General features: G+C 57.7%; 25 protein-coding genes and 1 pseudogene. 9 read left to right on the top strand and 17 right to left on the bottom strand.

Going from position 1 to position 23,824, the window contains the following annotated elements:
• Positions 1–17 precede the first annotated feature (17 nt).
• Complete coding sequence (locus tag QD461_RS23750; RefSeq protein WP_414089940.1) at positions 18–731, top strand: hypothetical protein; 714 nt, start codon at positions 18–20, stop codon at positions 729–731.
• Positions 732–1,106: 375 nt separating this feature from the next.
• Here the strand turns inward: QD461_RS23750 and QD461_RS23745 are convergent, their stop codons facing one another.
• The 4 genes and pseudogenes from QD461_RS23745 to QD461_RS23730 form a co-directional block, all read right to left on the bottom strand.
• On the bottom strand, positions 1,107–2,000 hold the full coding sequence (locus QD461_RS23745) for an NAD-dependent epimerase/dehydratase family protein (protein WP_414089939.1): 894 nt from the start codon (positions 1,998–2,000) through the stop codon (positions 1,107–1,109).
• 281 nt (positions 2,001–2,281) lie between these two features.
• Positions 2,282–2,470: pseudogene (locus tag QD461_RS23740) on the bottom strand (conjugal transfer protein TraH); the annotation flags it as partial.
• 17 nt (positions 2,471–2,487) lie between these two features.
• A complete protein-coding gene (locus QD461_RS23735) occupies positions 2,488–2,742 on the bottom strand; it encodes a nitrilase-related carbon-nitrogen hydrolase (protein ID WP_414089938.1) in 255 nt (84 codons plus the stop codon).
• Positions 2,673–3,308, bottom strand: a complete 636-nt coding sequence (locus QD461_RS23730; RefSeq protein ID WP_414089937.1) for a nitrilase-related carbon-nitrogen hydrolase — start codon at positions 3,306–3,308, stop codon at positions 2,673–2,675. Before QD461_RS23730 ends, QD461_RS23735 begins: the two co-directional genes overlap by 70 nt.
• Positions 3,309–3,464: 156 nt before the next feature.
• Here QD461_RS23730 and QD461_RS23725 point away from each other — a divergent pair, with 156 nt between their 5' ends.
• The gene (locus tag QD461_RS23725; RefSeq protein ID WP_414089936.1) at positions 3,465–4,511 is read left to right on the top strand and encodes a GSU2403 family nucleotidyltransferase fold protein; all 1,047 of its coding nucleotides are present in this window, start codon (positions 3,465–3,467) and stop codon (positions 4,509–4,511) included.
• Between the two features lie 118 nt (positions 4,512–4,629).
• On the opposite strand, the gene QD461_RS23720 is transcribed toward QD461_RS23725, so the two are convergent.
• Positions 4,630–5,205 carry a hypothetical protein gene (locus QD461_RS23720; protein WP_414089935.1) on the bottom strand — a complete coding sequence of 192 codons (576 nt, stop codon included), beginning with the start codon at positions 5,203–5,205 and terminating at the stop codon, positions 4,630–4,632.
• Positions 5,206–5,261: 56 nt separating this feature from the next.
• On the opposite strand from QD461_RS23720, the gene QD461_RS23715 reads away from it, so the two are divergent.
• Positions 5,262–5,414 carry a hypothetical protein gene (locus QD461_RS23715; protein WP_414089934.1) on the top strand — a complete coding sequence of 51 codons (153 nt, stop codon included), beginning with the start codon at positions 5,262–5,264 and terminating at the stop codon, positions 5,412–5,414.
• A gap of 334 nt (positions 5,415–5,748) precedes the next feature.
• Here QD461_RS23715 and QD461_RS23710 read toward each other — a convergent pair whose 3' ends face one another.
• The 6 genes from QD461_RS23710 to QD461_RS23685 all read right to left on the bottom strand — a co-directional run bounded on the left by QD461_RS23710 (position 5,749) and on the right by QD461_RS23685 (position 9,885).
• Complete coding sequence (locus tag QD461_RS23710; RefSeq protein WP_414089933.1) at positions 5,749–6,111, bottom strand: hypothetical protein; 363 nt, start codon at positions 6,109–6,111, stop codon at positions 5,749–5,751.
• A gap of 56 nt (positions 6,112–6,167) precedes the next feature.
• Positions 6,168–6,599 (bottom strand): DUF6691 family protein, encoded by a 432-nt coding sequence (locus QD461_RS23705; RefSeq protein WP_414089932.1) that lies wholly within the window; start codon positions 6,597–6,599, stop codon positions 6,168–6,170.
• Complete coding sequence (locus tag QD461_RS23700; RefSeq protein ID WP_414089931.1) at positions 6,596–7,006, bottom strand: YeeE/YedE family protein; 411 nt, start codon at positions 7,004–7,006, stop codon at positions 6,596–6,598. The genes QD461_RS23705 and QD461_RS23700 overlap by 4 nt, the downstream gene beginning before the upstream one ends.
• The gene (gene bigR / locus QD461_RS23695; RefSeq protein ID WP_414089930.1) at positions 7,003–7,350 is read right to left on the bottom strand and encodes a sulfite-sensing transcriptional repressor BigR; all 348 of its coding nucleotides are present in this window, start codon (positions 7,348–7,350) and stop codon (positions 7,003–7,005) included. The genes QD461_RS23700 and bigR overlap by 4 nt, the downstream gene beginning before the upstream one ends.
• Positions 7,341–8,639 carry a bifunctional sulfur transferase/dioxygenase Blh gene (blh, locus tag QD461_RS23690; RefSeq protein WP_414089929.1) on the bottom strand — a complete coding sequence of 433 codons (1,299 nt, stop codon included), beginning with the start codon at positions 8,637–8,639 and terminating at the stop codon, positions 7,341–7,343. Before blh ends, bigR begins: the two co-directional genes overlap by 10 nt.
• Before the next feature lie 331 nt (positions 8,640–8,970).
• The gene (locus QD461_RS23685; protein ID WP_414089928.1) at positions 8,971–9,885 is read right to left on the bottom strand and encodes a LysR family transcriptional regulator; all 915 of its coding nucleotides are present in this window, start codon (positions 9,883–9,885) and stop codon (positions 8,971–8,973) included.
• A 158-nt stretch (positions 9,886–10,043) separates the two neighbouring features.
• Here QD461_RS23685 and QD461_RS23680 point away from each other — a divergent pair, with 158 nt between their 5' ends.
• Complete coding sequence (locus QD461_RS23680; RefSeq protein WP_414089927.1) at positions 10,044–11,297, top strand: carboxymuconolactone decarboxylase family protein; 1,254 nt, start codon at positions 10,044–10,046, stop codon at positions 11,295–11,297.
• 238 nt (positions 11,298–11,535) lie between these two features.
• On the opposite strand, the gene QD461_RS23675 is transcribed toward QD461_RS23680, so the two are convergent.
• Positions 11,536–13,062, bottom strand: a complete 1,527-nt coding sequence (locus QD461_RS23675; RefSeq protein WP_414089926.1) for an MFS transporter — start codon at positions 13,060–13,062, stop codon at positions 11,536–11,538.
• A 182-nt stretch (positions 13,063–13,244) separates the two neighbouring features.
• Here QD461_RS23675 and QD461_RS23670 point away from each other — a divergent pair, with 182 nt between their 5' ends.
• Both QD461_RS23670 and QD461_RS23665 read left to right on the top strand, forming a co-directional pair.
• Positions 13,245–14,102 (top strand): LysR family transcriptional regulator, encoded by an 858-nt coding sequence (locus QD461_RS23670; RefSeq protein WP_414089925.1) that lies wholly within the window; start codon positions 13,245–13,247, stop codon positions 14,100–14,102.
• 734 nt (positions 14,103–14,836) lie between these two features.
• Entirely contained in the window at positions 14,837–15,556 is a 720-nt protein-coding gene (locus QD461_RS23665; RefSeq protein WP_414089924.1) for a class I SAM-dependent methyltransferase, read from the top strand.
• Between the two features lie 51 nt (positions 15,557–15,607).
• On the opposite strand, the gene QD461_RS23660 is transcribed toward QD461_RS23665, so the two are convergent.
• Genes QD461_RS23660 through QD461_RS23650 form a run of 3 tightly spaced genes read right to left on the bottom strand, consistent with a single transcriptional unit; the run spans position 15,608 to position 18,653 of the window.
• A complete protein-coding gene (locus QD461_RS23660) occupies positions 15,608–16,033 on the bottom strand; it encodes a DoxX family protein (protein ID WP_414089923.1) in 426 nt (141 codons plus the stop codon).
• Positions 16,030–17,622, bottom strand: a complete 1,593-nt coding sequence (locus QD461_RS23655; RefSeq protein WP_414089922.1) for an MFS transporter — start codon at positions 17,620–17,622, stop codon at positions 16,030–16,032. The genes QD461_RS23660 and QD461_RS23655 overlap by 4 nt, the downstream gene beginning before the upstream one ends.
• Entirely contained in the window at positions 17,619–18,653 is a 1,035-nt protein-coding gene (locus QD461_RS23650) for an HlyD family secretion protein (protein WP_414089921.1), read from the bottom strand. The genes QD461_RS23655 and QD461_RS23650 overlap by 4 nt, the downstream gene beginning before the upstream one ends.
• A gap of 343 nt (positions 18,654–18,996) precedes the next feature.
• Here QD461_RS23650 and QD461_RS23645 point away from each other — a divergent pair, with 343 nt between their 5' ends.
• Together QD461_RS23645 and QD461_RS23640 are read left to right on the top strand one after the other, a co-directional pair.
• Positions 18,997–19,533: a MarR family winged helix-turn-helix transcriptional regulator gene (locus tag QD461_RS23645; RefSeq protein WP_414089992.1), complete on the top strand. Its 537-nt coding sequence runs from the start codon at positions 18,997–18,999 to the stop codon at positions 19,531–19,533.
• 466 nt (positions 19,534–19,999) lie between these two features.
• Positions 20,000–20,539, top strand: coding sequence for a L,D-transpeptidase (locus QD461_RS23640; RefSeq protein WP_414089991.1), 540 nt, complete (start codon positions 20,000–20,002; stop codon positions 20,537–20,539).
• 154 nt (positions 20,540–20,693) lie between these two features.
• Here QD461_RS23640 and QD461_RS23635 read toward each other — a convergent pair whose 3' ends face one another.
• Positions 20,694–21,527: a heparin lyase I family protein gene (locus QD461_RS23635; protein ID WP_414089920.1), complete on the bottom strand. Its 834-nt coding sequence runs from the start codon at positions 21,525–21,527 to the stop codon at positions 20,694–20,696.
• 498 nt (positions 21,528–22,025) lie between these two features.
• On the opposite strand from QD461_RS23635, the gene serA reads away from it, so the two are divergent.
• The gene (serA, locus tag QD461_RS23630; protein ID WP_414089919.1) at positions 22,026–23,264 is read left to right on the top strand and encodes a phosphoglycerate dehydrogenase; all 1,239 of its coding nucleotides are present in this window, start codon (positions 22,026–22,028) and stop codon (positions 23,262–23,264) included.
• A gap of 161 nt (positions 23,265–23,425) precedes the next feature.
• On the opposite strand, the gene QD461_RS23625 is transcribed toward serA, so the two are convergent.
• Complete coding sequence (locus QD461_RS23625) at positions 23,426–23,722, bottom strand: alkylphosphonate utilization protein (protein WP_414089918.1); 297 nt, start codon at positions 23,720–23,722, stop codon at positions 23,426–23,428.
• Positions 23,723–23,824 lie beyond the last annotated feature (102 nt).

The following is a 23,824-nucleotide window of genomic DNA, read 5'->3' as shown; positions in this document are numbered from 1 at the left end:
GGAGGCCGCAGCGGTCGGTGGTGAGGACACAGAAGGCATCCAAGAAGGCTCGCAAGAAGAACGCCTCACACCAGGCTGAGCTGACCTGGATACATTTCGCCGTCATAATCGCCGCCCCTTGGATCATACTGTTCCTCTTCCCCAGACATTGGCCGCCATTTCCCTGGGTAGTCGGCCCATTTGCTTGGCTGGCGACCATAGCGGCAGTGATCTCTTTCCTGCACGCGCTGATTACGCGCAAAGGTCTGACCGTGGGCTCGTTGGGCAGTTGCATAGCTCTTGCGGCTTTTATCGTTGCCGGGACGGTGTATCTTCTGGCCCCACCGATAGGGCCGCTCGTGTCCGTATTGCTGACGCAAGTCTCGGCAGCCGCTCTCGTCGTCATATTGGCTGTCTTTTTGCGAACGATCCAGGTCGGCATGGATCCGCAAAGGCACGTGGAATTTCGTCCTCTGATCCCCAACCCGGAGATGTTCCGCCAGTGGCTGGTGCGCGTTGTGCCGTTGCTAGTTTTGTGGGATGGTCTGACGGTGATATTTTACAACACGCCTTGCAGGGGCGGCCGGTGCGGGGGTGGCGAAGCTCTATTTGGTGTTCATGGGCCTTTCTCAAATATCTACTACGCGGCATACTTTGGGATTATGGCTTTCGCTCCGCCGATTACCGCCGGCCTTCAAGCCCTGCAGCGTCTTGTGAAACGTCCTGACGATAAGAATGAGATGTCGCAATGAGCGAAGAGCCGCATGGAGATGGCGAACAACCCGAAACGACGCGGGCACATCATCCAGAATCTCGGTCTCAGACGTCACCGCCTTCAGGAAGTTGGTGCTCGCAGCCGCGGCAAACACAAGGGTCGAGGTCGTGAATGTCCTCATGGCGGCGCGGATGATCCGGTAACGGCTGGCGAGAAGGCTTGGCCTCGGCCCCGGTCTGTGTTGACTGTGGGCCGAGGCCCGACCATGTCCGCGTCCGCCGCCACCCTATCCTCCAGCGCCAGTTCCCACTGCTCAATGGCACGTTCAATCTCCTGCGAAGATTGACCGAGCCGACCGCGCCGCTGAACGGCAAGTCGCGCCTTGAGCTTCCCGATCATCTGATCGGGCGCGTCACCGCTGCACGTAGCGCCGCCAGTTGTGCTCTTCCTTGAAACCGAGAACCTCGCGAATCTTTCGGTTGGATAACAAACCCTCGAACTCACCGATCTCGCGCGTGAACGGAACATTCGGAAAGTGCTCTGCGGCCAGCTCGCGCGAAGGCGTGTTGGCGGATACAGTATCATTTGCAGCATTGAACACCTGAAAACCGAGCCCGTTCTTTTCGATGCAAAGATGGACGATCTGACCGAGGTCGCGAGCATCGATGTAACTCCATGCAATCCGCTTGCGGATGCTGCTATCGGCAAAAAAGTCGGGGAACCGCTCATATTCGTGCGGCTCTATGACGTTCCCGATGCGCAGCGCATAGATATCTATGCCGAAACGCTCAGCAAAAGCCCGAGCCGTCTTCTCGTTTACGACCTTGGAGAGACCGTAGGAATCCATCGGATTGACGTCATAATCTTCTTCGAGCGGGAACCGATGAAAATCGCGATGCCCCTCGGCAAAACAGACCCCATAGGTCGTCTCGCTTGAGGCAATAATGATCTTCTTTATGCCGAGTTTTGCGGCCGCCTCAATGACATTGTAGGTGCTCATCGTATTGATGCGAAACGTCTCGTTGTCAGGTTTGATCAGGATTCGAGGAATGGCCGCGAAATGCACGACGGCATCGAAAGGCTGGGCGCCTTTGCCGCGATCAAGATCGGGAAAATCACGATGCATGGTCAAGGCGTTGTAGACTTGGCCTGCGTCCGTCACATCTGCCTGAAGATTGGTGACGCCTGGGCTGTCGAGCGGCACGAGATCGACATTGTGGACCTCATAGCCCGCGTCGACCAACCACGGAACCGTGTGGCGCCCCGCCTTGCCGCTTCCCCCGGTAAACAAAATGCGCTTCGTCATGAAATTCCTCCCTGTGATATCGACCGATAGATAGGTCCACACGCCCGATTCGCAAGATAATCCTGGCCAAATCCTGTCACCTGCGAGCCAAGATCAAGGCAAGCAAGTGAGAAGGCGACATGAGCCAATTTTGTCGATCGCGCCTTCGCTACTCGTCAGTACTTGGACGAAACCTGCCAGATTTTTCATCAATTTTCTCTCAATCCGAGAAAGATCGATCCGCATCCCGGAAGCACCGAGTTCGTCCACCTTCCCGAATCGCCTGGAGCCGACTGCGTCGGGAGGCCATCGCCTGGATATTGCCTTGCGATCGCAATGGCCGCTTCCGGTGTTGCCGCCTTCTGAACAAGGAGCAGGCGGCCACCCTGCCTGACGGTAACGGCGGAGCCGGCGGCATCGACAAAGTGTTGGACGATTGCCGGGTTCAGCGAGGGATCGGCGCATTCCTTGATCGGTGCTGCATCGAGCATGGCGGCTCCAATGATGCTTAGGTGTTGCAGGAAAAGACGAGCGGCTTTGAGAACAACCTCGCCCACGCGATCGCATTTACCCTCTGGATGGCGACGATCGAAGCGCCATCTGTCCACCAGCCATTTCCAACCGCAACGATAGGATCCGGGCTATGGAGCATGGACTGCAAGATCGGCCAGACGATCAGTTGCTCGTAGCAAATCAGCGGATCGACCCGATGGGAGCCGATGGTGACGACCGGGTTTGCAAAGAAATGTACGTGCTCTCGCACGCTCCCGACCACGAGCACCACGGCTGCCACATCGATTCCGGGACCGGCATGCGCTCGCGATAGATGACCGCGCCGCGAGCAGCCGAGATCGCAATCAGCACGTTGTCATACCCGCCCAGGTCGGCAACCATGGAACCAGCTACGACGATCAGTTCGGTGCCCTGAAGTACTGCGATCCAGGCGCGCTCGGTGGTCGGCGTCCAGAACCCCAACGCAGCTTCCGGCAGCATGACGGTAAGCGGAAATATCCACGCTTCTTCGCTTGCTGGACTTCGGCCGATGGCGGCGGACAAATGAACACCAGGTCTCCGCCAGAGACCCATCGACTCGCTCGGCGTCAGGTTGATCCGGTAGCCGTGCCAATAGGCTGAAGCGGCAGAGAGACAGGCTGCGGCAACCGTAATCCATAGAGCCCAGGGGAATGCTGACCGAGCAGACGTGCTTGGCGAAACGTCCGGTTTCATTTCAGCGATAGACCCCCGCGTCTTGGCTTGGCGCGCACTCTCCGCTTCGCGCGGTGTCATCGCGCCGTTTAGGTGTCGATCAAGCTGCTGCGCCGTGCGCATCGCGTCCCATGCGGTTCGGGAACGTAAGCTTCGACGCACAAATCGTGAATTCGCGAGCAATATCATTAGCATCAACAGATGAAGGTGAAATGCCTCAGCACTGTTGCAACAGGGCCGATTGCAGGATAGGCTCATTTGCAACAGTTTCGGTAAAAAATGGGCACCTATGTTGATATGTCTGATTTTATTGAACTAAATAACGACCAACGCCGGGAAAAGGTCAATTCCGACCAGCGCTACGAAGCGCTCAGACAGGCCTCCGCTAAAGCCAAGAGCTTCCGAGGTTCCCTCGTCTGGCACAAGGTCGGCGACGTCGAGCATCTCATGCGCAGCTACTACACGTCGACCGGAACCCGGCGCCAAAAGGTCGAAGGGCGCCGTTCTCCCGAAGCCGAAGTGATAAAAGTCGAATGGGAAACCGCCCGGCAAGCCGCCCAAGACGTGCTCGCTGCGCGAAAGGTTCAGATGGATCGGCAAGCTGCGGTCAATCGAGCACTGCGTCTTGGCCGTGTACCGCTTCTTACGGCTCGAATTATCCGCGCACTCGACAATGCTGGCTTGCTTGGCACGGGCATTCGTGTCGCCGGCACTAACGCCATCTACGCTTATGAGGCCGCCGCCGGCGTTTTCGTGGATCCCGGCATTACGACCACCGGCGATATTGACTTGCTAATGGATGCCCGACGCTCATTGAAAATCCTGGCAGATGGCGAGTTGAAGGAGGGCGCCCTTATCGACCTCCTGAGGAAGGTTGATAGGTCGTTTGAGCGAACACGCTCCACCTTCCGAGCGATCAACCGTGATGGCTATCTGGTCGATCTCATCAAGCCGCTCCCCAAACCCGTTTGGAAGGAGAGCCGTGAACGCATCGGAGACAATGAGGACGAGCTCGTCGCTGCCGCGATCGTTGGTCTTGAATGGCTCGAAAACGCGCGTCAGTTCGAGGCTATCGCGATAGATGAAAAAGGCGAGCCTTTGCGTATCGTCTCTCCTGATCCACGCGTTTTTGCCGCGCATAAACTTTGGGTGTCTCAACGTGAAGATCGCGAGCCACTCAAACGTCAGCGCGACAGGGCACAGGCTGAAGCCGTCGCTGAACTCACGATCATGCATTTCCCACATCTGCCATATGCGGCGACCGAGCTTAGCATTTTACCAAAAGCAGTGTTCGACGCCGCAATACCGCTCTTCAAGCCGGACTGACGTGATCACTGTATTTTAAGGGATAGGTGCGAACCCAGCCACGCGAATGAGACGTAAAACCTACGATAGCATGGGTCAGACAATCTGTTCTGGTTACAGACAAGTAACGTCTCTGGGGTTACGCGGCGTGCAGGAGCGGCGGCACGGGCTTGAACAGAGAAGGCATGTTGGGTCCTGGCTGTCGAGAGGGTGCCCGCAGTCGATCGCGAACCACTCCATTGATCTCGGCCGTCCGAACGTGCATGAGCATGTGAGCGCCGTGGACAGTCCAGCACATTTGCTGTTTCGTGACCATCCGCTTGCAGACCAACGAGTTTACCGCTGGCGCGGCGAGGGTGGTGGCGACACGAAGCGCGGCTCGATGGCGCTGTCCATAGTTGACGATCGCACTGCGGTTCGAACGAATATAGGCCAAGAGTTGCGAACCGAGACTGTGAAGCCTTACGAGCGAGAAGGCGCCTTTTTGCAGTGAGGGTTTCAGCCGTTCCAACAACCCCTCGATATCACTGACGGCGCGATCAACACGTCCGTGCCACGAGAGCCACTTCACCACTGAGATCTTCCTGTCGATGGAAGAACTAGGTTCGAAGAGATCCAATTGGGATCGCACCATGAAGTCCGCGATTTGCTGCATGGGCTGGATCCGCGTGGCAATGTGGAACCAGTCGATAATATGGGCTGCCGGTTTCGGCATGGCGCGTGGCAGGCGCTTGAGGATTTCAGCGCCATCGGGAGCACGGTAACGTCGCCATGACCGCGATATCCCTCTCGTCGAAGCGCATGCAGAGCTCGATCGCGGATCGTCGTCTGCTCTGTACTGGCGGTAGCGAAATAGCGGCCACCGGCATCAGCCCTATCACCACGACCGCATCGGGCCACAACAAGCTCGAAGTTGCGCGCTGAACCGGGCTCGGCGCTACGGACATGAGCGGTATCGATGCTGATGGCGAACTCTCTGCGCCGATCACCGGGAAGCGGCATTTCAAGTTGATGTCGCTCCTCCATCTCCCTTTTTGCTTGCCATTCTTCCTCTGCAATCTGACTGTCGATCCGCTCGCCGACCCTGATTGTACGTTTGCGCACGGTCGCGTGCGTCTCGCTTGGCTCAATAGGCAGAAATCTGGTGAGCAAATTTGCTGCTTGCCGATAGGGCAGAGTGCTTCCTAGTCGCGCAGTCAACTCCATCAGCTAGTTGTCGCCCGATCGGGGCAGATTTCCTTCAGCCGCGCGAAGGCACTTACCATGCCTGGATAGCAATCGCTGCAGAGCATCCAACGGGGTTGCGAACCCTCACCGTGGCAAACACGGTTCTGATGCGCTGCGTCGTGTAATTTTTTACCGCCCGGAACGTATGGCAGTCCGGGCAGACCCGGCGAAAAAGGGAATAGATCTCGGCCTCGTGGTTCACGACCACGTTCTGCAGCGCTTCCATGATTTTCTTGCCGTCCTCGATCGACAGGCCGAGGTCACCATCAAACAAACGCTCCCAGCTCTTGTCGATGCGAACCTCCTTTCGGCAAATATCACCGAAATCACTCTTTCCCTCGATCATGATCGTCCATTTAACTGCCATCGTTGCCTCCTTCTTCGAGGCAACCAAGCTGAACCAGCCGAAACTACCAGTTCGTGCACACCCCGGAAAAGTTACCGGTCTCCCTAAGACCGGCTGCTCCACACTCTGTCGTATACAATCATGCCGACCAACATGGCGATGACGAACAGCGCTGTCTGTGGCAAGCCAACGGCGAGGGACGCAATCGCGGGTCCCGGGCAGAAGCCTCCGATTCCCCAGCCCAGGCCGAACAACGCCGAACCAATTACAAGCGACGCGTCGATCCGCCGGTTCGTCGGGACATGAAAGCTCTCGTCGAATGCCGGATGCCGCATCCGCTTCATCACCTGCACGCCGATGAAGGCAATGACCACGGCGCCGCCAAGAACGAAGGCAAGACTCGGATCCCAGGCACCAAAAATGTCAAGAAAGCCTTGAACGCGACGGGGATTTAACATGCCGGACAGGGACAGGCCGAAACCGAATACGATGCCCGAAGCGAGGGCGGCCCCGAATTGGAATAGGCTACGGTTCACAATCCGACACCTCGTAAGACTATGACCGCAACCACCCCGGCCGTCAGAAAGGTGGCAACGGCCACCATGGAACGAGGCGACATGCGCGCAAGCCCGAGCACACCGTGGCCGCTGGTGCAGCCCGAACCCATGCGCGACCCGAAGCCGACGAGCAGCCCGGCGACAATGATTAGCGGCCACTCTACGGTAACCTGTACAACAGGCCACGTGCCTAAAGAAAGCAGGTAGACGACCGGTCCGAGCAGCAGGCCGAGGACAAATGCGAGGTTGGTGGTCATACCGACACCTTGGACAAGACGCCCGACGATGCCGCTGATGCCGGCGATACGGCCATTAAGGAGCAGCAGCATTACGGCCGATGCGCCGATCAGCAAACCGCCCAATAAAGATAGAAGATAGGTATTCATTTTTCTTCCTTAACGCAGAAGATGTCGTAGAGAGCGCTAACCAGTCGGGCGGCGTTTTTCTCCGCCAGGCGGTAAAAAATCTGCTTCCCCTCCCGCCGCGTCTCGACGATTCCTGAGTGCCGTAGCACCGTCAAATGCTGCGACAGGTGCGGTTGGTGCACGTCGACCTTTTCTTCCAGGTCGCTGACGGCGTACTCCGCCTCCACGAGGGTGCAGACAATCATCAGGCGCGCTGGATGCGAAAGCGTCTTCAGGAGATCTGCCACGTCTCCGGCCTTCTCGGCCATTTCGACTGAAGAGAGCTTTGCCTTTCTCGTTTCTTTCAGGTTGATACTCATTCCCATGCCGCCCCCTGCAAGGCATCGAGCGGAAGCTTGAGATAGCGCTTACCGTTAGCCTCCGGCTCTGGCAGACGGCCGCCGCGAACATTGACCTGCAGGGCATGCAGGATGAGTTTCGGCATGGGTAGCGTCTTGTCTCGCGCCGTTCTAAGCGCCACGAATTCTGCTTCCGTGACGCCAGCAATATGCGGATTAGACTTCTTCTGTTCGGCCACGGTGCTTTCCCATCGCGGCATGCGCCCCTGCGGCTGGTAGTCATGTCCCGTAAACACCCGCGCCTCATCTGGTAGTGCCAGGATCTCCTGGATCGACCTCCACAGGGCGTGTGCATCACCACCGGGGAAATCGGCTCGTGCCGTACCGCTGTCGGGCATGAAGAGCGTATCATGCACGAAGGCAGCGTCACCGATCACGTAGCTAATGGAAGCGAGTGTGTGTCCGGGCGAGAACAGCACTTTTGCGTCGATCGAGCCGACCTTGAAGGTGTCGCCATGGGCAAATAATCGGTCCCACTGGGAGCCATCGGGTCTCAGCTCGGGCCAGTTGTAAATGTCCTTCCAGAGGCGCTGAACATGAACGACGTGCTCGCCAATTGCGGTGCGAGCACCGGTCTTCTCTTTTAGGTAATGGGCGGCGGAGAAGTGGTCGGCATGTGGATGAGTATCGAGGACCCACTCGACCGTCAGTCCGTTATCGCTAATGTAGCCGAGGATTGCATCCGCATTGATCGTCGCGGTCGCACCGGCCTTCTCGTCAAAGTCGAGGACAGGATCGATAATGGCGCACTTTTGGCTCGTTGGATCGGACACCACGTACTGAACACTCGAGGTGCGCTTGTCGAAGAAGCCTTTCACCTGCGGCCGGCGGCTGGTGTGTTTTTCAAGCCAGCGTTTAGCGCCGCAGGTGTCGGCTCCGCGGCTGCGCCCGAATTCAACAGCCTCGTCGGCAGACATGCGACCGTCAAGCACCTCGCCGATCAGGTAGAGGCTCAACGAACGTGTGCCGGTTTTGCAATGGGCAAAAACAGGACCTTTCGAGTCCAATACTGTCTTCTGGAAGGCCCTTACGTCGGCTTCGGTGATCGTATCAGGGGTTACAGGAATGAAAGCATAGGACAGGCCGAGGCGGTTTGCTTCCTTGCTTTCGACTTGGGTCCCGGATTGGGTGTTTTCTTCCCTATCTGGTCTATTATTGATCAGCGTCGTGAACCCTTCCCCGGCTAACGCCTGGATGTCTTCGACACTTGGCTGATGCGAAACAGACAGTTTCTCCGAGATTTTGATTGCAGACATAGCGAGCTCCATTGCGCCGATCAATATACATTATAACATATTATATATTGATAAATTTTCAAGATGAAAATCACATTCTCGTTGTTCGGAGAGCTCGGCCTCTGTGCCAGCGAAGATATGAATGGATGCCAACCCGATGCGGAAAGGGCTCGGAGTAACTGACAGGAGGTCAAATTCCCGTCGCCCGGCGTAGGAAATGGCGTATGCGCGTGGCAATTGCGGCCTGCGATCTTCAGCAACTGGTTCAGGAAATGCGCGCGCTAGGAAACGTCTCGTTCCGCGGAATTAGGGAGACGGAACGCGCCCGAACGGGACAATTCGATGGCCATGCTTACGCTTCTTGCCCTACTTCCCGCAGCGTGCGCCGCATCCATTGATGGCCTTCATCGGCCTCGTGCCGTGCATGCCAGGTTTGAACCACCTTAAACGGAGGAATGTCGAAAGGCGGCGGAAAGAGTCTGATCGAGAGACGCCCGGCAAGCGGCACGAACAGACGACGGGGTTCGGTCGCCACCAGATCAGACGCATCGGCCAGCATGGGCGCCATAAGAAAGTGGCCAACCGTCGCCGTGACGTTGCGTTTGAACTCTTTATCCGCAAGCGCCTTATCGACATGGCCTCTCGGATTGCCTCTCGTCGATACTTGAAGATGTCTCAGCGAGAGATAGCGGTCGAGGTCGATCGCTCCGTCGAAGCCGGGATGATCGCTACGGCACGCACAAACGAAGTCTTCTTCGTAAAGCAGCTCTTCCCGCATATGAGTTGGCGGCTCAGGAAAGTTGCCTGCGATCAGCTCGACCGAGCCGTCCTCCAACATCGCCAGGCCATGACTGTGGCTGGTGTTCCTGACAATCAGAGAGACGCCTGGCGCTTCACGGTCAAGCCGTGCGGTGAGGCGCGGAAGCAGTACGAAGGCAGCATAGTCGGACAGGCCGAGCGTAAACTGACGCCTGCTCAAAGCGGGATCGAACCCGCGACCGCCGAGCAGAAGACCCTCCACCTGCTCGAGGATTGATCTTATGCCTGGAGCAATCTCCTGGGCCAGCGGCGTCGGCATCATGCCACGTGGCGAACGGACAAAGAGCGGATCGCCAAACAGAGCCCTCAGACGGTTGAGCGCATGACTGACCGCCGGCTGGGTCAACCCAATTCGCTCGGAAGCGCGTGTGGCATGGCCTTCCGAGACAAGCGCATCGAAGACGACGAGGAGGTTCAGATCAACGCCAGAGAGATGCACCTTGTTCATGGCAACTATATTAATAATGAATTAGATTGATGACAAGCACTGTGGGAGATGCAGTCAAGGAACTCCGGAAAGCGGCCATGCCACAGGAACGCGATCCGCACACTTGGAGAGCAACAATCGATGGTGGATCGGCAGCGCCCCGGCGATGACTTCCTGTCATGGCCGCATTACTCGCCATCGGCAATCGTGAGGTCCATGCCCAAATGCAAACATCCAGCACGGAACGGTTCGAACGCGGTCTCGCCATTCTTCAGAGAATCGGTGGAGAGAATTTCGACGCCCCAATCAACAGCCTTGCCGAAACATCGCCCGATCTTTCGCGCTTCACTGTCGAATATCCCTATGGGGATGTACTTTCGCGTCCCGGCCTCGATCTGACCTTACGACAGCTCTGCACGGTCTCCATGCTGCTGGCTGACGGCAATGCGCAGCCGCAGTTGAAATTTCACATGGCGGGTTATCTCAATGCCGGCGGCAGGCCCGAGACGCTATTGGAACTCCTCTTCATTTCGGTCGCAATCCTCGGATTCCCGTCAACGGTCAACGCAGTCGGATTGGTTCGGGCCGTATTTTCCGAGCGTGGCATGGAACTAGAGCCGTTCGCGCCTGTAACCGACGACGGCACCATGCGCAGCCAGACCGGGTCAGCAACCCTTCGTGCACTCACGGCCGGCGATGTCACCGCCTATTTTAATGCCTTCGAAACAGCCTCCCCCGATCTCGCCCGACTTTCGGTCGAGTTTGCTTTCGGTGAGGCGCTGGCGCGCGACGGGCTCGATCCGAGAGCCAAACTACTCGCGATCATTTCAATGCTGGCTGCAAACGGCAATCGCGCCGCTGCGCTTCGCCTTCATCTTGGCGGCGCGCTTGCGGCCGGCGTCACGCGTGAAGAGATCATCGAAGTGCTGATACAGCTCAGCGTCTGTTGCGGCTTTCCCGCAGCGCTGAACGCCTTTTCCGTCGCGAAGGAAGTCTTTTCCGGGCAAACGAACTTGCCCCGCACCGAGACCCTACCGTTTACCAGATCTGAAGGTCGCATCGAGCGCCGCGAGCGTGGCCGTGCCACACTCGTGCAAACATCGGGGGCACCGGGGAATGCGGTGATCAACAGCTTCAACGACGTTGCGCCGGACCTTGGACGAATGATCGTCGAACACTCGTATGGCGAGATCTTTTGCCGTGATGGCATCGATCTGAAGACGAGGGAGCTGACGACCTGCGCCGCCCTGGCAGCGCTCGGCACGATTACCGCCGAGACGCCGCTTCGCGTGCATATCACCGCTGCCCTCAATGTCGGTGCAACCCGTGGTGAGATAATCGAAACCTTCGTAAACTTGGCTCCTTATTGTGGTTATCCCGCCGTTCAGCATGCTACTAGCATCGCCGCGGAGGAATTCGCCAAGCATGGTTGAGCTTGGTCTTCGGCAATCAATAGGGCGATCTCGTTCGGCCTCATTCGCAGACACAGCAGCTAACCAACTCCGCATAAGCGAGAATGCTAGTTGCGCCAGGAACACTAAAATCGCTGATGAGCTCGCGGCGAGTCGCTCACGGTGACCGATTCGACACGATGAGCGCTTTTCCGCGACCAGCAGTAGTGGCTCCGAATCCCAGCGCAATAGCCACGATAAACACAAGCTTTGCGCAGTCTCACTCCGGTGCGGTCGCGCTGCCGCGCGCGCTCGTCCCGAAAGCGATTAGGCTCAGGAAAGCGAGGCCCCAAACGCTCAGTGCGCCGTAGAGCATCACCCAATCAAAGCCCGCGGTAAGCGCTTTGCGTGCGATGTCGCCGGATAGCTTTGCCATGGATTCGTTCACAGCGCTGACATTGCCGGAGGCGATCCGCTCCGCCAGCCTGGGCAACGCGGTAGGATCCGCCGATATTGGGAGTATGGCCTGCAGATTTGCAAGAATGCCGCTCATCAGAATGAATCCCATCACCGCTATGTTGACGGCAAGCGAGATCATTCGCGCGCTCATGTCGATGCCTGAGGCCATGCCGGCGCGATCACTCGAAACGGAACCCGTCGTCGTGTTCGTGACCGGTGTGTTTGTCACTCCGAGGCCGACACCTGCGATGAGGGCGCCAAGCAATGTGACCGGCAGGATCGCTTCACCTGCAGCCGGACCGAATTTCATAAGCAAGAAGCCAAGCCCGATCGTGAACAGACCGGCCGGGATCACGATGCCGGGGCCGCGGCGAAGCAAAAGTCGTTCGGCAAACGGCGGCACAATCAACGTCGGCAGCGTATAGGCCAACAACGCGATGCCCGTTGCAACCCCGTCTAGGCCAAGGCCCGCTTCAAACCAGATAGGAATGTAGATCATGAAGGGCCAGAAGCTGAAATTCATTCCCATCGACCCGAAGATTGCGCCTGAGAAGCGCCTGATCCTGAAGACCGTAAAATCGAACATGGGATGACCCTTGGACAGCTCGGTGGCCATGAAGACGATGAAGCTAACAACCGCAATGGCTGCGGCGCCGAGCGAAACAGGATTGATAAATCCGAGCTGCGAACCCTGTGTGATGTAAAAGACCAGGCAGAAGACCGCGGCGGATAGCGAAACGATACCGGCAATATCGAGATGTTGGGCATTGGGATCCCGCGTCTCCCGCACACTGACGACGGCCAGAAAAACCGTCAGGATCGAAATCAGAACATGCACGAGAAATACCCATTCCCAGCCCATAAGCGCGGTGATGCCACTTCCGATCGCCGGTCCGAAGCCGAGGCCAAAGCCGAAGACAATCCCCCACCAGCCAAAAGCCTTCGCGCGCTCGCGCGCATCGCCATACTGCTGCGACAATACCGCGATCTGGGAGATCAGCATCGCGCCCCCGGTCGCCCCCTGTAGTGCGCGGCCGGTGATGAGGATTGCAATGTTGGGCGCGATACCACAGACGAGCGAGCTGAGGCCGAAGGCAATCATGCTGCCGACGAAAAGCCGTTTGCGGCCATAACGGTCGGCGAGCGTACCGGCCGCCATCAGCACGGTCGCGACTGCCAGCGTATAGGCATTCATCGTCCATTGAAGCTGCTGGAAGTCGGCATGCAAGGTCCGCTCCAACGTCGGCAATATTGCCGGGACGCTCGAAATTTCAAGACCGAACATCATTGCTGATAGACAGATGGCAGCCAAGGCAAACCTTGGGTTGCCGTGCCGGATATTGCTCATAATTTCGCCTCTCGACATAAAATCCTTGTCGATTGGCGCCGGAACGCTCTCGGGCGTCTGTGCCAATGTTCGTGCATTCTGCAAGACGAAGCGCCATCGACTTTCAAATCTGTACCCGGTGCTTGATCATGTTAAAATGCTATGACTATCTATATCAGTGATAACAAATTTGGATTTACGTGATGTCGCTCGATGTCGATGCCGTGCAGGTCTTTGTCGCCATTGCCGATTTCCAAAGCTTCACACGTGCCGCAGAAGCGCTTGGCACCACGCAGGCGACAGTTAGCGTGAAGCTGAAGCGCCTCGAGAAGCGCGTCGGCAGGAAGCTGATCGAACGAACCCCGCGTCATGTCCGTCTGTCAGCCCATGGCGAAACATTCCTTCCTTCTGCTCGGGAGTTTCTAGCCGCGCATGAACGTGCCGTCGCCGGGCTTTCCGTAACGCGCAGACGCTTTAGGTTGGGAATTGCTAATCATGTCATGGGACCCGAAGTACCGAGCTTGCTGGCACGCCTTAAAGCGGTTGATCCGGCACTGACCATAGAAGTTCGGCTGGACATCTCAAGACCACTGCTGGAGGCTTTCGAAGAAGGTACGCTCGATGCCGTTATCGTTCGCAGCGACGACGACAGGCGCGATGGCGAAATCCTAGGGCCAGAGCATTTTGGCTGGTATGCTTCACGGGATTTCGAGCATCGAGCGGGCGAGCCCCTGCCCCTGGCGGCCCTATCTCCGACCTGCGCCGTGCGCGACATGGCAATCCGGCTGCTTGATCGATCTTCGATCCCATGGACGGAAGTCTTCGTCGGCGGGACAACTGCGATTGCCGCTGCCCTATCGGCCGGGCTTGCGGTTTCGCCGTTTCCACGCCGCCTTGCCCCAAGCGATGTCGTAGATGTCGGCGACGCGCTCGGCCTGCCACCGCTACCTTCTCTATCCGTCGTACTGCACTCTTCCCTGTCTGACCCAAAATCCAAGGACAGCCTTCGTGCCATCACTGCTGCCTTCCGCGAACATCGAAAGCCGAGCAAGTATCGATAGAGCTAGATTTCCGGCGGCGGAAGCGAATAAAGTCGGAGCAATTCATAGTGCCGGAGCCGTCCATGCCAAAGCACGATCTCACCCACTTTGATCAAAATGCCACATGAAATCACTCACCGAAAATCCCGCTCAAAATCTTCCGCGCGTGTTCCGGCAGCAATAGAATTCTCACCATTACTCCGCGTCGATCAACACCAGGCACGGCGACGCGATCTTATGAATCGGTATATTCGCATGAGTGGGGTCTCGCGCGACTTTCTCTATGCAAGCCATCAGATCCGCTGTTTTGCGGAGGTCTCGTCTGGCAGTCCTGACAAGGATATCCTTTGCCAAAGCCATCTGGTCATCTCGTCGGCTGCTCTCCCATTGAGAAAGAGTCGATTGGCCAGTTAATCGACCGGCTGAAACCGAAGTTGAGATGAGCGCAACAAGCCCTGCGATAAGCAACATGCGTCTTTTCACGCGATCTCCCCTGCATACTCAATCTGCGCGCATCATGCGGTATGGCCATGACAATGGCACCTGCGTTGGTCAATTTAAAGAAGGTTGCGGAAGCATCGCGGGTCGATTGCATGCGCAATTGCGAGCATTGCTCTCTAAAACAGGAAAAAGCCGGCGATCCGCACGCATAGCTCTCGCAACGGCGTCAAGGGAAAAGAGTGCGCCTTTAAAAACAGCTTCGCCCGAGCCTGGAGATCTCGTGGCTTTCGTTCGCTCCTGCGAGCTTGAGCCACTTGGCGATCCCAAAAGCTCGTAGTTGTCATCGCCGATCGATTGATGTTTCACCCGCAACCCGCGACAATGATGTCGGGAGAATGCCTCTGGAGGACGGAAAAATGGCAAGCCATGAGCAGCAGAGTCACTGGCAAGGCGTCTATACCAGCAAGGCCGACACCGATGTCAGTTGGTACGAGGAAAAGCCCGACCTGTCGCTGGCGCTGCTGCGAGAAGCTGGATTATCTCCGAACATGTCGGTCATTGATATCGGAGGCGGAGCCTCGCGGCTGGTCGATGCTCTGCTCTTACTCGATCAAGCTCACGTCACAGTCCTCGATCTGTCTGCCGCCGCGCTTGAAACGGCAAGGAAGCGACTTGAAGATGACGCTCCTGTAAACTGGGTCGTAGCCGACGTCACAAATTGGAAGCCTGATCGACAATACGACTTCTGGCACGATCGTGCGGCTTTCCATTTTCTGACTTCCGAGACAGACCAGCAAGCATATGTTCACGCACTGGAGGACGGCCTCAAGTCTGGAGGCAAGGCCGTAATCGGTACGTTTGCTCTCGATGGACCGGAAAAATGCAGCGGCCTGCCGGTCGCCCGTTACGATGCCGAACGCTTGCTGGCTACCCTTGGCAGCCACTTCAGGTTCGTTCAATCCCTCCGTCATGAGCACGTGACGCCATGGGGAGCGGTTCAGAACTTTCAATTCACCACTGTCGTGAAGGTTTGAGAACCGAGCATCTCTGAATAGCTATGCGTCAGGAGTGCATCATCATCGCCTTCAAACCGGGCTCACTCCGGCATTGCTCAGGAACACGGCGATGAGAAGCAACAGACCGCCTACGACGCTGATGTGTTCCAGGACGAAATGAAGCTCCTGTGCCCGCCGTGGCTGTGGAAAGGTCCAAAAGGCGTGACCATATGGAATCGTCAACAGCGTGAAGACAACGAGCGCGCTTGCTGCGATCCATCCCCACTGATTGAAATTGGTGATGACCAGCAATGAGGTGACACTCAGGAAGACAATCGCCGCCGCTGCAACGAAGCGCGGATATGGTAAGCCAGCCCTTTGCACCGCGCCCGCGAAGTCATTGAACTTGGCGATGCCGAGAAAGACGTCGGACCAGAACAGGGTTGTCAGCACAATCCGCAGAGTAAGGAAGATCAAGGGCCAGTCTGCCAGCGAATGAATAACGGCGGTGTTCATGCTTCGGTTCCCTTTGGTGTGAACGGCCCGGCTGGCGATCGCGCCATGAACACGATGGTGGCAAGTCCCAGGATCCCGACCCAGAACGTCAACCAGAACCCATCGATATAGGCGAGGACGTAGGCTTGCTTCTGTACCGCCGAGCTCAATGCGCTCATGGCCTTTGCATTCCCAAGGCTCATTTCATCCGCCGAGAACAGCGATGTCCATGCGTTCAGAGACTGCGTGACGCTCTCGTCGCCATTGCCCAGGTGCTGACCGAGCAAATTGGAATGGACCTGCTCACGAACGCGTATGTAGGTTCCCATGAGTGCGACACCGATCTGCGTGCCGCCAAGGCGCAGCACCTGGATGTAGGCGGAAAAGGCGGTCGCCCTTGCGGGATTGAGATTGGCCACCGCGAACACGATGACAGTCAGAAATGTGAAGCTGTAGCCGATGGACTGCAGCACGACGACGGGGATGAAGTTGTCGAGCCGCCAGTCGGGAGACAAGGTCGCCCCCAGAAGGCTCGCGGCTGCGAAAGCAGAGAAGCCCAGCATCATCACGAACCGCTTGTCGATCCGCCTCAGGAGGAAAACGCATGCGGGCACCAAGATGAACAAGGGCAAGGTGCCGTAGAGAAGCAGCAAGCTGCCGGTTTGCTCTGGCCGGAGTTGCCCGACCGTGGCCAGGAAGTTGGGAACAAGGGTCGTGTTGGAAATGCAGGTCAGCGTGAAAAATATAGTGGCGACCAGCATCAGGCTGATGTTGCGCGACATCAGCACAGTGGCGCTCGCCCAAGGTTCGTGTACGAGCGACTCGTTCATGAAGAAGGCCAGGATCAGCGCCACGCCGCCTGCGAGCGTGGCAACCACAACACCCGACTCAAGCCAGTTCAGCCGGTTGCCCTGGTCGAGGCCGACATAGAGCAAGGTGAGACCGACACCGAAGAGCAGCATGCCGCCCCAATCCGCTTTGAAAAGAAGCTCGCGGTTCACGCGCTCATGCGGCGCCCCGAGATACATGAAGATGCCCATCAGCGGTGCGACCAACGCGTCCTGCCAGTACATCCATTGCCAGCCAATCGTCTGGGCGTAAAAGCCGCCAAACGAAACGCCGGCATTGAGCGTGAAGGGCGTCCGAAAGGCATATAGAGCAATGGCCGGAAGCCACCACGACATCGACAGGTTCCGAAAGATAATCATCACCGTCGCAGGAACGAACAGGCCGAGCAACAGGCCACGTATCACATGAAGCACCAACAAGGCTTCGTAATCGCCGACAAAGGGAATGATCAGCGATATGGCGGCGTAGAGAAGGCTTGGCACGACGAAAATCCGCCGCACGCCGAAAACTGTCGCAAGCCAGGAGACGGCAGGCGCAATCAGGATCTGCGACCCGAACGCCGCGGTGCCGAGCCAGGCGCCCTCATCGAAGCTCAGGGAGAAGGCGCCTTTCAAATCGGCGAGCCCGATCGAGAACAGCCTGCTGTCGAACGAGGCGATGTATGAGCCGATCATTACTGCTCCGATCGCGAAGAGCGGGTGATGCGAGCGCGCGCCCTTCGAAATAGGGCCTATGTCGAGCGCCGGGATCGGGCTCGTCATTGCAGCGCCCCGGAGCCGCGATCTCCGTCCGCACGAATGCGGGTGACGACCGACATTCCAGCCCGCAACCGGTCAAGCGATGGCTGGTTTTCATCGAGCGATATGCGCACAGGAATGCGCTGCACGACCTTGGTGAAATTACCACTGGCATTATCTGGAGGCAGAAGCGCGAATTGCGAGCCGCTAGCCGGCGACACCCGCTCGACGTGGCCCTTGAAGGCAACACCCGGCAGGGCGTCAACCGCAATCTCGACGGGTTGGCCCGGAACAACCCGCGGAAGCTGCGTTTCCTTGTAGTTGGCAATGACATGGACCGTCGACTGGGGTACCAGCGAGATGAGGCTGGTGCCGATGCCGACGTAGTTGCCGACCTGGATCTGCCTTTCGCCGACGGTGCCGTCGAATGGCGCGACAACCCGTGTGTAGCCGAGGCGCACTTGAGCGGCTTCGAGGGCGGAACGCGCTGCCGCCAGATCGGCCCTGCGCTGCTGCTGCATCACGCCGAGAATGGTCAACTGCAGTTGCTGTGCCTCAATGGCTGTTTCGGCGGCCCGCAGGTTGCTCTCGGCCGTAACATGCGCCGAGATTGCCTGCTCGACTATTTGCCGGGACGTGCTTCCCGTTTGCACCAGGCTTTGCTGCCGATCGTTTTCCTGCCGGGTCTGGAGCTCTTTGCCCGCCGCGGCGTCGCGCTGGGCCTCGGCTTGCTTGATCGTGATCCGTTGCAGCGCAAGCTGATTGCCAAGATTGGCAAGGGCCGCCTCAGCTGCAGCGACGCCGGCTTGTGCCTGGTCTGCGGCAATTTTGTAGTCCGTCGGATCGATCTCGATCAGCAGGTCGCCCGTTTGAACACGCTGGAAATCCTGAACCGCAACGGTTCGCACGGTTCCGGTAATGCGGCTCGCCAGGCGGCTCGTTTGTGCACGGATCTGGGCATCATCCGTTGTTTGCGTTGCCGCAAGACTCGTCCACTTCCCCCAGTTCACCGTGACAAATCCGACAAAACCCAGAACCAGGAGCAAGGCGGTCAACGGGGCGATCAGCCCTCGCAGGATTTTTCGGGCTGGTGAATGTGGATATTCTGTCAAAGAGGGAGATGTCTTTGGGTCGAGTGTGGGGGCGGGAGAGGATGTCATCGTAAAGCCATGAGAAGAGGACCGGCCGCAGAGGGCTCCGACCGAGGACTATTCGGTCCATATATTCTCCATACTGAACTTCAGTAAGTCAACTAATTTTGGATAAATGCTCGTTTCCGTGGGAGTGCCCCTCACATTCCAAGCCATTCGCCTTCTTTGTCGAGCGTGATGCCGACCCCGTCTGGACGCGGCGAGCGGCTTGATACAGATATTCTTTGACCTGAATTTCAGCAGCCCAATGACTTGCTTACGATCAGGCCGTGGGAACGGAAGTCACCGGGAAAAGAGGACCTGCATTTTTATGTTGCCGCTCGAAGAAATACTGAATCTCCCCGCATTCCTCATCCGTCGATGCAATCAGATCGCGATCGGCGTCTTTCTGGAGGAAACCCAGGGCTTCGACCTCACGACGGCGCAGTGGGGTGCCCTGTCCCTGATTGCGCATGAGCCAGGCATGGATCAGACGCGGCTGATGGAGCGTTCCGCCCTGGACAGATCCTCCATCACCAAATGTGTCGAGAGACTTGAAGCGCAGGGGTTGATCTTGCGAGAAGTCGATCCCGCCGACAAAAGAGCCAGACGTCTCTCCGTGACGAAAGATGGACTTGCTCTTCTCGATGCGATGTCCGACAAGGTCAGGGACAGCCAACGCCGCCTTTTGGCCCCCCTTGGCGATGAGGGGGCCGATAGCTTCGTGAAAATGCTGCAAATACTGACAGCTGCACATAATGAATCGAGCAGGGTTCCCGTACGCGCACCAACAGCTTCTGTTTGAGGCATGCAATGATCTCTCGCAGCGGAGCGATAAATTGCGGATGTCCTATGCATCTCGCATCTGTGCATCCGTATCACGCCACTAAAATACATGTAGGAAAATGTCGGCTTTCGGTCGCCGCTGCCACAATTACGCCTGCGGTTTCCGGAATTGTCGCTTGCTCGCATACCCCGCCCGCGCGGGGCGCAGTCCCGTGCGTTCTCCGGGAAACATGGTTTATGAGATGAAGACTATAAGATCGGTTCTTTTGCCTGCTCTGGCTGTGCTTGCGACGAGCGTCTCGGTACATGCCCAGGAATGGAGATATTTACCTGATTATGGCGACGATGCGGATGGCGGCTATGTCATTCAACGCGATTGGCGGGAACCGCCGCCGCGCTATCGCGACGATCGGCGCTACAATGACAACTACTCCTATCGCGGCCGCGGCGATGAATATTATGACGATGAAGACGAGGATTTCCCGTTGGATCGCCGTCCGCAACGACAGGCTTCGATCGATCCGCGCGCCGTCTCCCCGCAGTTCAGTCCTGGGATCAAGGATGACAGTCAGGCAAGTCTGGCACGATCGCCAATCCCGCGCAGCGTTGTTGCCTTCTCCGGCTACGACCCCGGCACGATCGTAATCTCCACCAAGGAAAGACGCCTCTATCTCGTACTCAACGATGGAACCGCTCTCAAATACGGCATCGGCGTTGGCAAGCAGGGCTTCTCATGGAAGGGGACGCAAACGATCAGCCGCAAGGCGGAGTGGCCGAGTTGGACGCCGCCCAAGGAGATGATCGCTCGTCGCCCGGAGTTGCCTGACCGCATGGAAGGTGGCCTCAACAATCCGTTGGGCGCACGCGCGCTCTATCTCGGCTCGACTCTCTATCGCATCCACGGCACCAACGAGCCGAACTCGATCGGTAAGGCGGTATCTTCCGGCTGCATCCGCATGGCCAATCCGGATGTGATGGATCTCTACGGCCGCGTCGGCGTGGGGACAAAGGTCGTCGTGCTCTGATCGCAACTCCCCGTTGCCGGAGGCTGCAAAGCTTCGGCAAGGCGGGAAATGGAAACGACGGCAGACGCTACTGGCCCCTGCCGTTCACTTTCGGCTTGCAGACTTCGCCGCCTTCAGTGCGACCAAACGATCTTTGACGATCATTTGGAGAACCTCACTTGGAGGATGCCGTTTGCTTCGACCAGGTGGGGTCGCCGGAAGGGTCGGCCGACCAGAACTGGATATCTGCAAAATCAATCGACTGCACGACATCGGGTAGAGTGTCTCTGTAGATCCCAAAGCGTGGTTGAGTATCAATGAAGGGGTGGCCATTCTCATCCCGCACGCCGTGATCGAGATAGCCGAGGCGCCCCGTGTAGGCGATATCGCAGGAACGGCCATTGAGATAGACCTGTAAGGCGCTCTCTCCCTCCTGCAAGCTCGGCTTCAGCATCATGTTCACATCGTTCCAGTCACCCACATTCAGGTGCCAGGGACCGCAAATGATCTTGGAGCGTCCGGCGTTGCAGTCGGTCGTTCCCCTCACTTTGGCAACGAAGTCTGCTCCTGTGGCGGACGGTATGGCTTCGATTTTGAAAAGCGGGTTGGCTGACTGACAGATCCCAAGGGGCTTCGTCTCTTCTGTCGGAATATTCTGCTTTACCTGATGGATAACCGTGCGATTGCCGATCCCCTGCCAAGGGGCTTCCAGCCGAAAGGCGAAGTGATACCAGATCGGTCTGTCGAACTTGATGATCTGTTTTCTGATCTGGATTTCCACCCGTTCGGTGGGCGCGTCGCCGACACTCTGGTCAGGAGCATCACCGGGGTGGACCGTGATATGCAGGATTGGGCGGGAAGGAGATGAGAGGTCGCAGACGATACGCGACCTCCATGAGGCTGGGTCCAGCCGGCTGCTGATCTTCCAAAGCTTCGATGGCTGTTCGCTACTGGCGGCGCATAGATCGGCAAAACTGCCGGAGATCACGGGTGCGGTATCCTGCGCCACGGCATATGATCCGCTCAAAGTACCAAGGCATGAAAAAAGGAAGGCAAGCTGTAGAGTTCTCGGGATCATCAACGTCAGCCTTTGCTGGAAAAACGAAGGGTCTGATTAGCAGTGGTCCAGCCAGCTTTCCCGGCCAAATACAATGGTCGTAAAACCTCAAACGCAGCTGTAGCGGTGAAAGAATGCAAGTCAAGGGTGTCTCAATTATCGACGATGGCAAAATCTCGACCAGCCTTGATAGAGCAGCGCCGCGCAAAAGATCGCACATCATTAGCCGGCAAAGTACATTCACTTGCCGCGTCTGATATCAAGGTGACGACGCACCAAGGCTCGAACAATCGCCAGGATCGGAAGATGCCCTCTGGGCATGATCGCGATTGACGGTGAGTTTGTTCTTGCGCTGCCGGTCGGATGGTCGCAAAACATTTTGCAATGTCCGTGGCGTCAGCGCACGAGCGGCATCGAGCTTGGTTGAATTCTAGAAGCGAAAGCAATTCAATGACCCGACAACTTTCCCTTCCGCGCGATCGGATTTCCGTCCTTCTCCTTGAGGGCATCAGCCAGACGGCGGTGGACTATTTTTCATCGTCCGGCTACGCCAATGTCACCCATCTGCCGAAGGCTCTGGACGACAAGGATCTCAAAGGACGCATTGCCGATGCGCACATTATTGGCATTCGCTCGCGCACGGAGCTGACCGAAGAGATTTTCAACTCCGCTCGCAAGCTCATGGCAGTCGGCTGCTTTTCCGTTGGAACCAATCAGGTCGACCTGGATGCGGCGCGGCACCGCGGGATCCCCGTATTCAACGCCCCCTATTCGAACACGCGCTCGGTTGCCGAGCTTGTGATTGGTGAGATCATAATGCTGACTAGGCGGATCTTGCCGCGCTCGGCGTCTGCGCACGAGGGCGGATGGGACAAATCTGCCGCGGGCAGTCGCGAAGTGCGCGGCAAAACGCTTGGTATTGTCGGTTATGGCAATATCGGCTCGCAGCTCAGCGTGCTTGCGGAAAGCATGGGGATGATCGTGCGCTACTTCGATCCCTCGGACAAGCTTCGCCACGGCAATTCGGAATCGATGGCGACGCTCGGAGAGTTGCTGGAGATCTCCGACTTCGTGACCATGCACGTTCCGGAGACCAGCGCGACGCAAAATATGATCACTGAAGCTGAGCTGCGCCGGATGAAGAAGGGTGCCCTCTTCATCAACAATTCCCGCGGAACCGTTGTGGATCTGGAAGCGCTCGCGAAGGTTTTGAAGGATGGGCATCTTGCGGGTGCCGCCGTCGACGTGTTCCCAAAGGAGCCGGCATCGAACAGCGAGCGCTTCAAGACGCCGCTGCAGGGCTTGGACAATGTCATTCTTACGCCGCATATCGGCGGCTCGACCGAGGAAGCGCAGGAGCGCATCGGCAGGGAAGTCGCCAGAAAGCTGGTGGAATATTCCGACGTCGGCTCGACGCTCGGCGCGGTCAACTTTCCCCAGGTTCAGTTGCCGCCGCGGCCGAACGGCACGCGCTTCATCCACGTTCACGAAAATCGCCCCGGCATTCTGAACAATCTCAACGAGGTTTTCTCGTCCCGCGCACTGAATATCGTCGGCGAGTTCCTGCAGACCTATGGCGATACGGGCTATGTGGTCATCGAGGCCGAAGGTGCCGGCCAGATCGCAGATGAGATACTTGATGCGCTTCGTCAGATCCCGGGAACAATACGGGCGCGATTGCTCTACTGACGCGAGTTGGAAGTCGGCTTTCCGACCAAATGGCGCGCGCCGGATAAGCACAGCGCGCGGCCAAGACCATGGTGGCCGGCATCCGGCCATCCGTTCATCGGCCTGCAATTCCCGCCGGATCGCGATGACGCGGCAGAACTCCGGGTGACCGGAGGCGCAAATCAGCGCTTGCGCACAAACTCGGTGCGCAAGACCAGCCCCTTGATGGCATCGTGACGGCAATCGATCTCTTCCGGATTATCGGTCAGCCGTATCGAACGAATGACCGTTCCCTGTTTCAGGGTCTGGCCCGCGCCCTTGACCTTGAGGTCCTTGACCAGCACGACGGAATCGCCGTCGGCGAGAACATTGCCCGAAGCATCCCGGACCTCTGCACCCTTTGCTCGCTCCTGAGCAATCTCCGATGCCGGACGCCATTCGCCAGTTGCTTCGTCATAGATGTAATCGTCGCCGCTCATATCAGTCGTCTTTCGCGTTTTATGGTCTGCGATCCGCGCGGCTGCCAGATGCTGCCGACGCCGGATCATGTCGTCAAACCTCTAGCGCGTGAAAGCGGCTGC

It is taken from the genome of Rhizobium sp. BR 314 (genome assembly GCF_047445805.1).
Taxonomy (GTDB): domain Bacteria; phylum Pseudomonadota; class Alphaproteobacteria; order Rhizobiales; family Rhizobiaceae; genus Rhizobium; species Rhizobium lusitanum_B.
Note: the sequence above shows the minus strand (reverse complement) of the source record. Positions and strands in the feature narration are given on the sequence as shown.

Excerpts from the sequence above, each read along its gene's own strand:
- QD461_RS23745 (WP_414089939.1), bottom strand. The coding sequence starts at position 2,000 with ATGACGAAGCGCATTTTGTTTACCGGGGGAAGCGGCAAGGCGGGGCGC.
- QD461_RS23730 (WP_414089937.1), bottom strand. The coding sequence starts at position 3,308 with ATGCGCACGGCGCAGCAGCTTGATCGACACCTAAACGGCGCGATGACA.
- QD461_RS23725 (WP_414089936.1), top strand. The coding sequence starts at position 3,465 with ATGGGCACCTATGTTGATATGTCTGATTTTATTGAACTAAATAACGAC.
- QD461_RS23720 (WP_414089935.1), bottom strand. The coding sequence starts at position 5,205 with ATGCCGAAACCGGCAGCCCATATTATCGACTGGTTCCACATTGCCACG.
- QD461_RS23715 (WP_414089934.1), top strand. The coding sequence starts at position 5,262 with ATGACCGCGATATCCCTCTCGTCGAAGCGCATGCAGAGCTCGATCGCG.
- QD461_RS23700 (WP_414089931.1), bottom strand. The coding sequence starts at position 7,006 with ATGAATACCTATCTTCTATCTTTATTGGGCGGTTTGCTGATCGGCGCA.
- bigR (WP_414089930.1), bottom strand. The coding sequence starts at position 7,350 with ATGGGAATGAGTATCAACCTGAAAGAAACGAGAAAGGCAAAGCTCTCT.
- blh (WP_414089929.1), bottom strand. The coding sequence starts at position 8,639 with ATGTCTGCAATCAAAATCTCGGAGAAACTGTCTGTTTCGCATCAGCCA.
- QD461_RS23685 (WP_414089928.1), bottom strand. The coding sequence starts at position 9,885 with ATGAACAAGGTGCATCTCTCTGGCGTTGATCTGAACCTCCTCGTCGTC.
- QD461_RS23680 (WP_414089927.1), top strand. The coding sequence starts at position 10,044 with ATGGCCGCATTACTCGCCATCGGCAATCGTGAGGTCCATGCCCAAATG.
- QD461_RS23675 (WP_414089926.1), bottom strand. The coding sequence starts at position 13,062 with ATGAGCAATATCCGGCACGGCAACCCAAGGTTTGCCTTGGCTGCCATC.
- QD461_RS23670 (WP_414089925.1), top strand. The coding sequence starts at position 13,245 with ATGTCGCTCGATGTCGATGCCGTGCAGGTCTTTGTCGCCATTGCCGAT.
- QD461_RS23660 (WP_414089923.1), bottom strand. The coding sequence starts at position 16,033 with ATGAACACCGCCGTTATTCATTCGCTGGCAGACTGGCCCTTGATCTTC.
- QD461_RS23655 (WP_414089922.1), bottom strand. The coding sequence starts at position 17,622 with ATGACGAGCCCGATCCCGGCGCTCGACATAGGCCCTATTTCGAAGGGC.
- QD461_RS23645 (WP_414089992.1), top strand. The coding sequence starts at position 18,997 with ATGACTTGCTTACGATCAGGCCGTGGGAACGGAAGTCACCGGGAAAAG.
- serA (WP_414089919.1), top strand. The coding sequence starts at position 22,026 with ATGACCCGACAACTTTCCCTTCCGCGCGATCGGATTTCCGTCCTTCTC.
- QD461_RS23625 (WP_414089918.1), bottom strand. The coding sequence starts at position 23,722 with ATGAGCGGCGACGATTACATCTATGACGAAGCAACTGGCGAATGGCGT.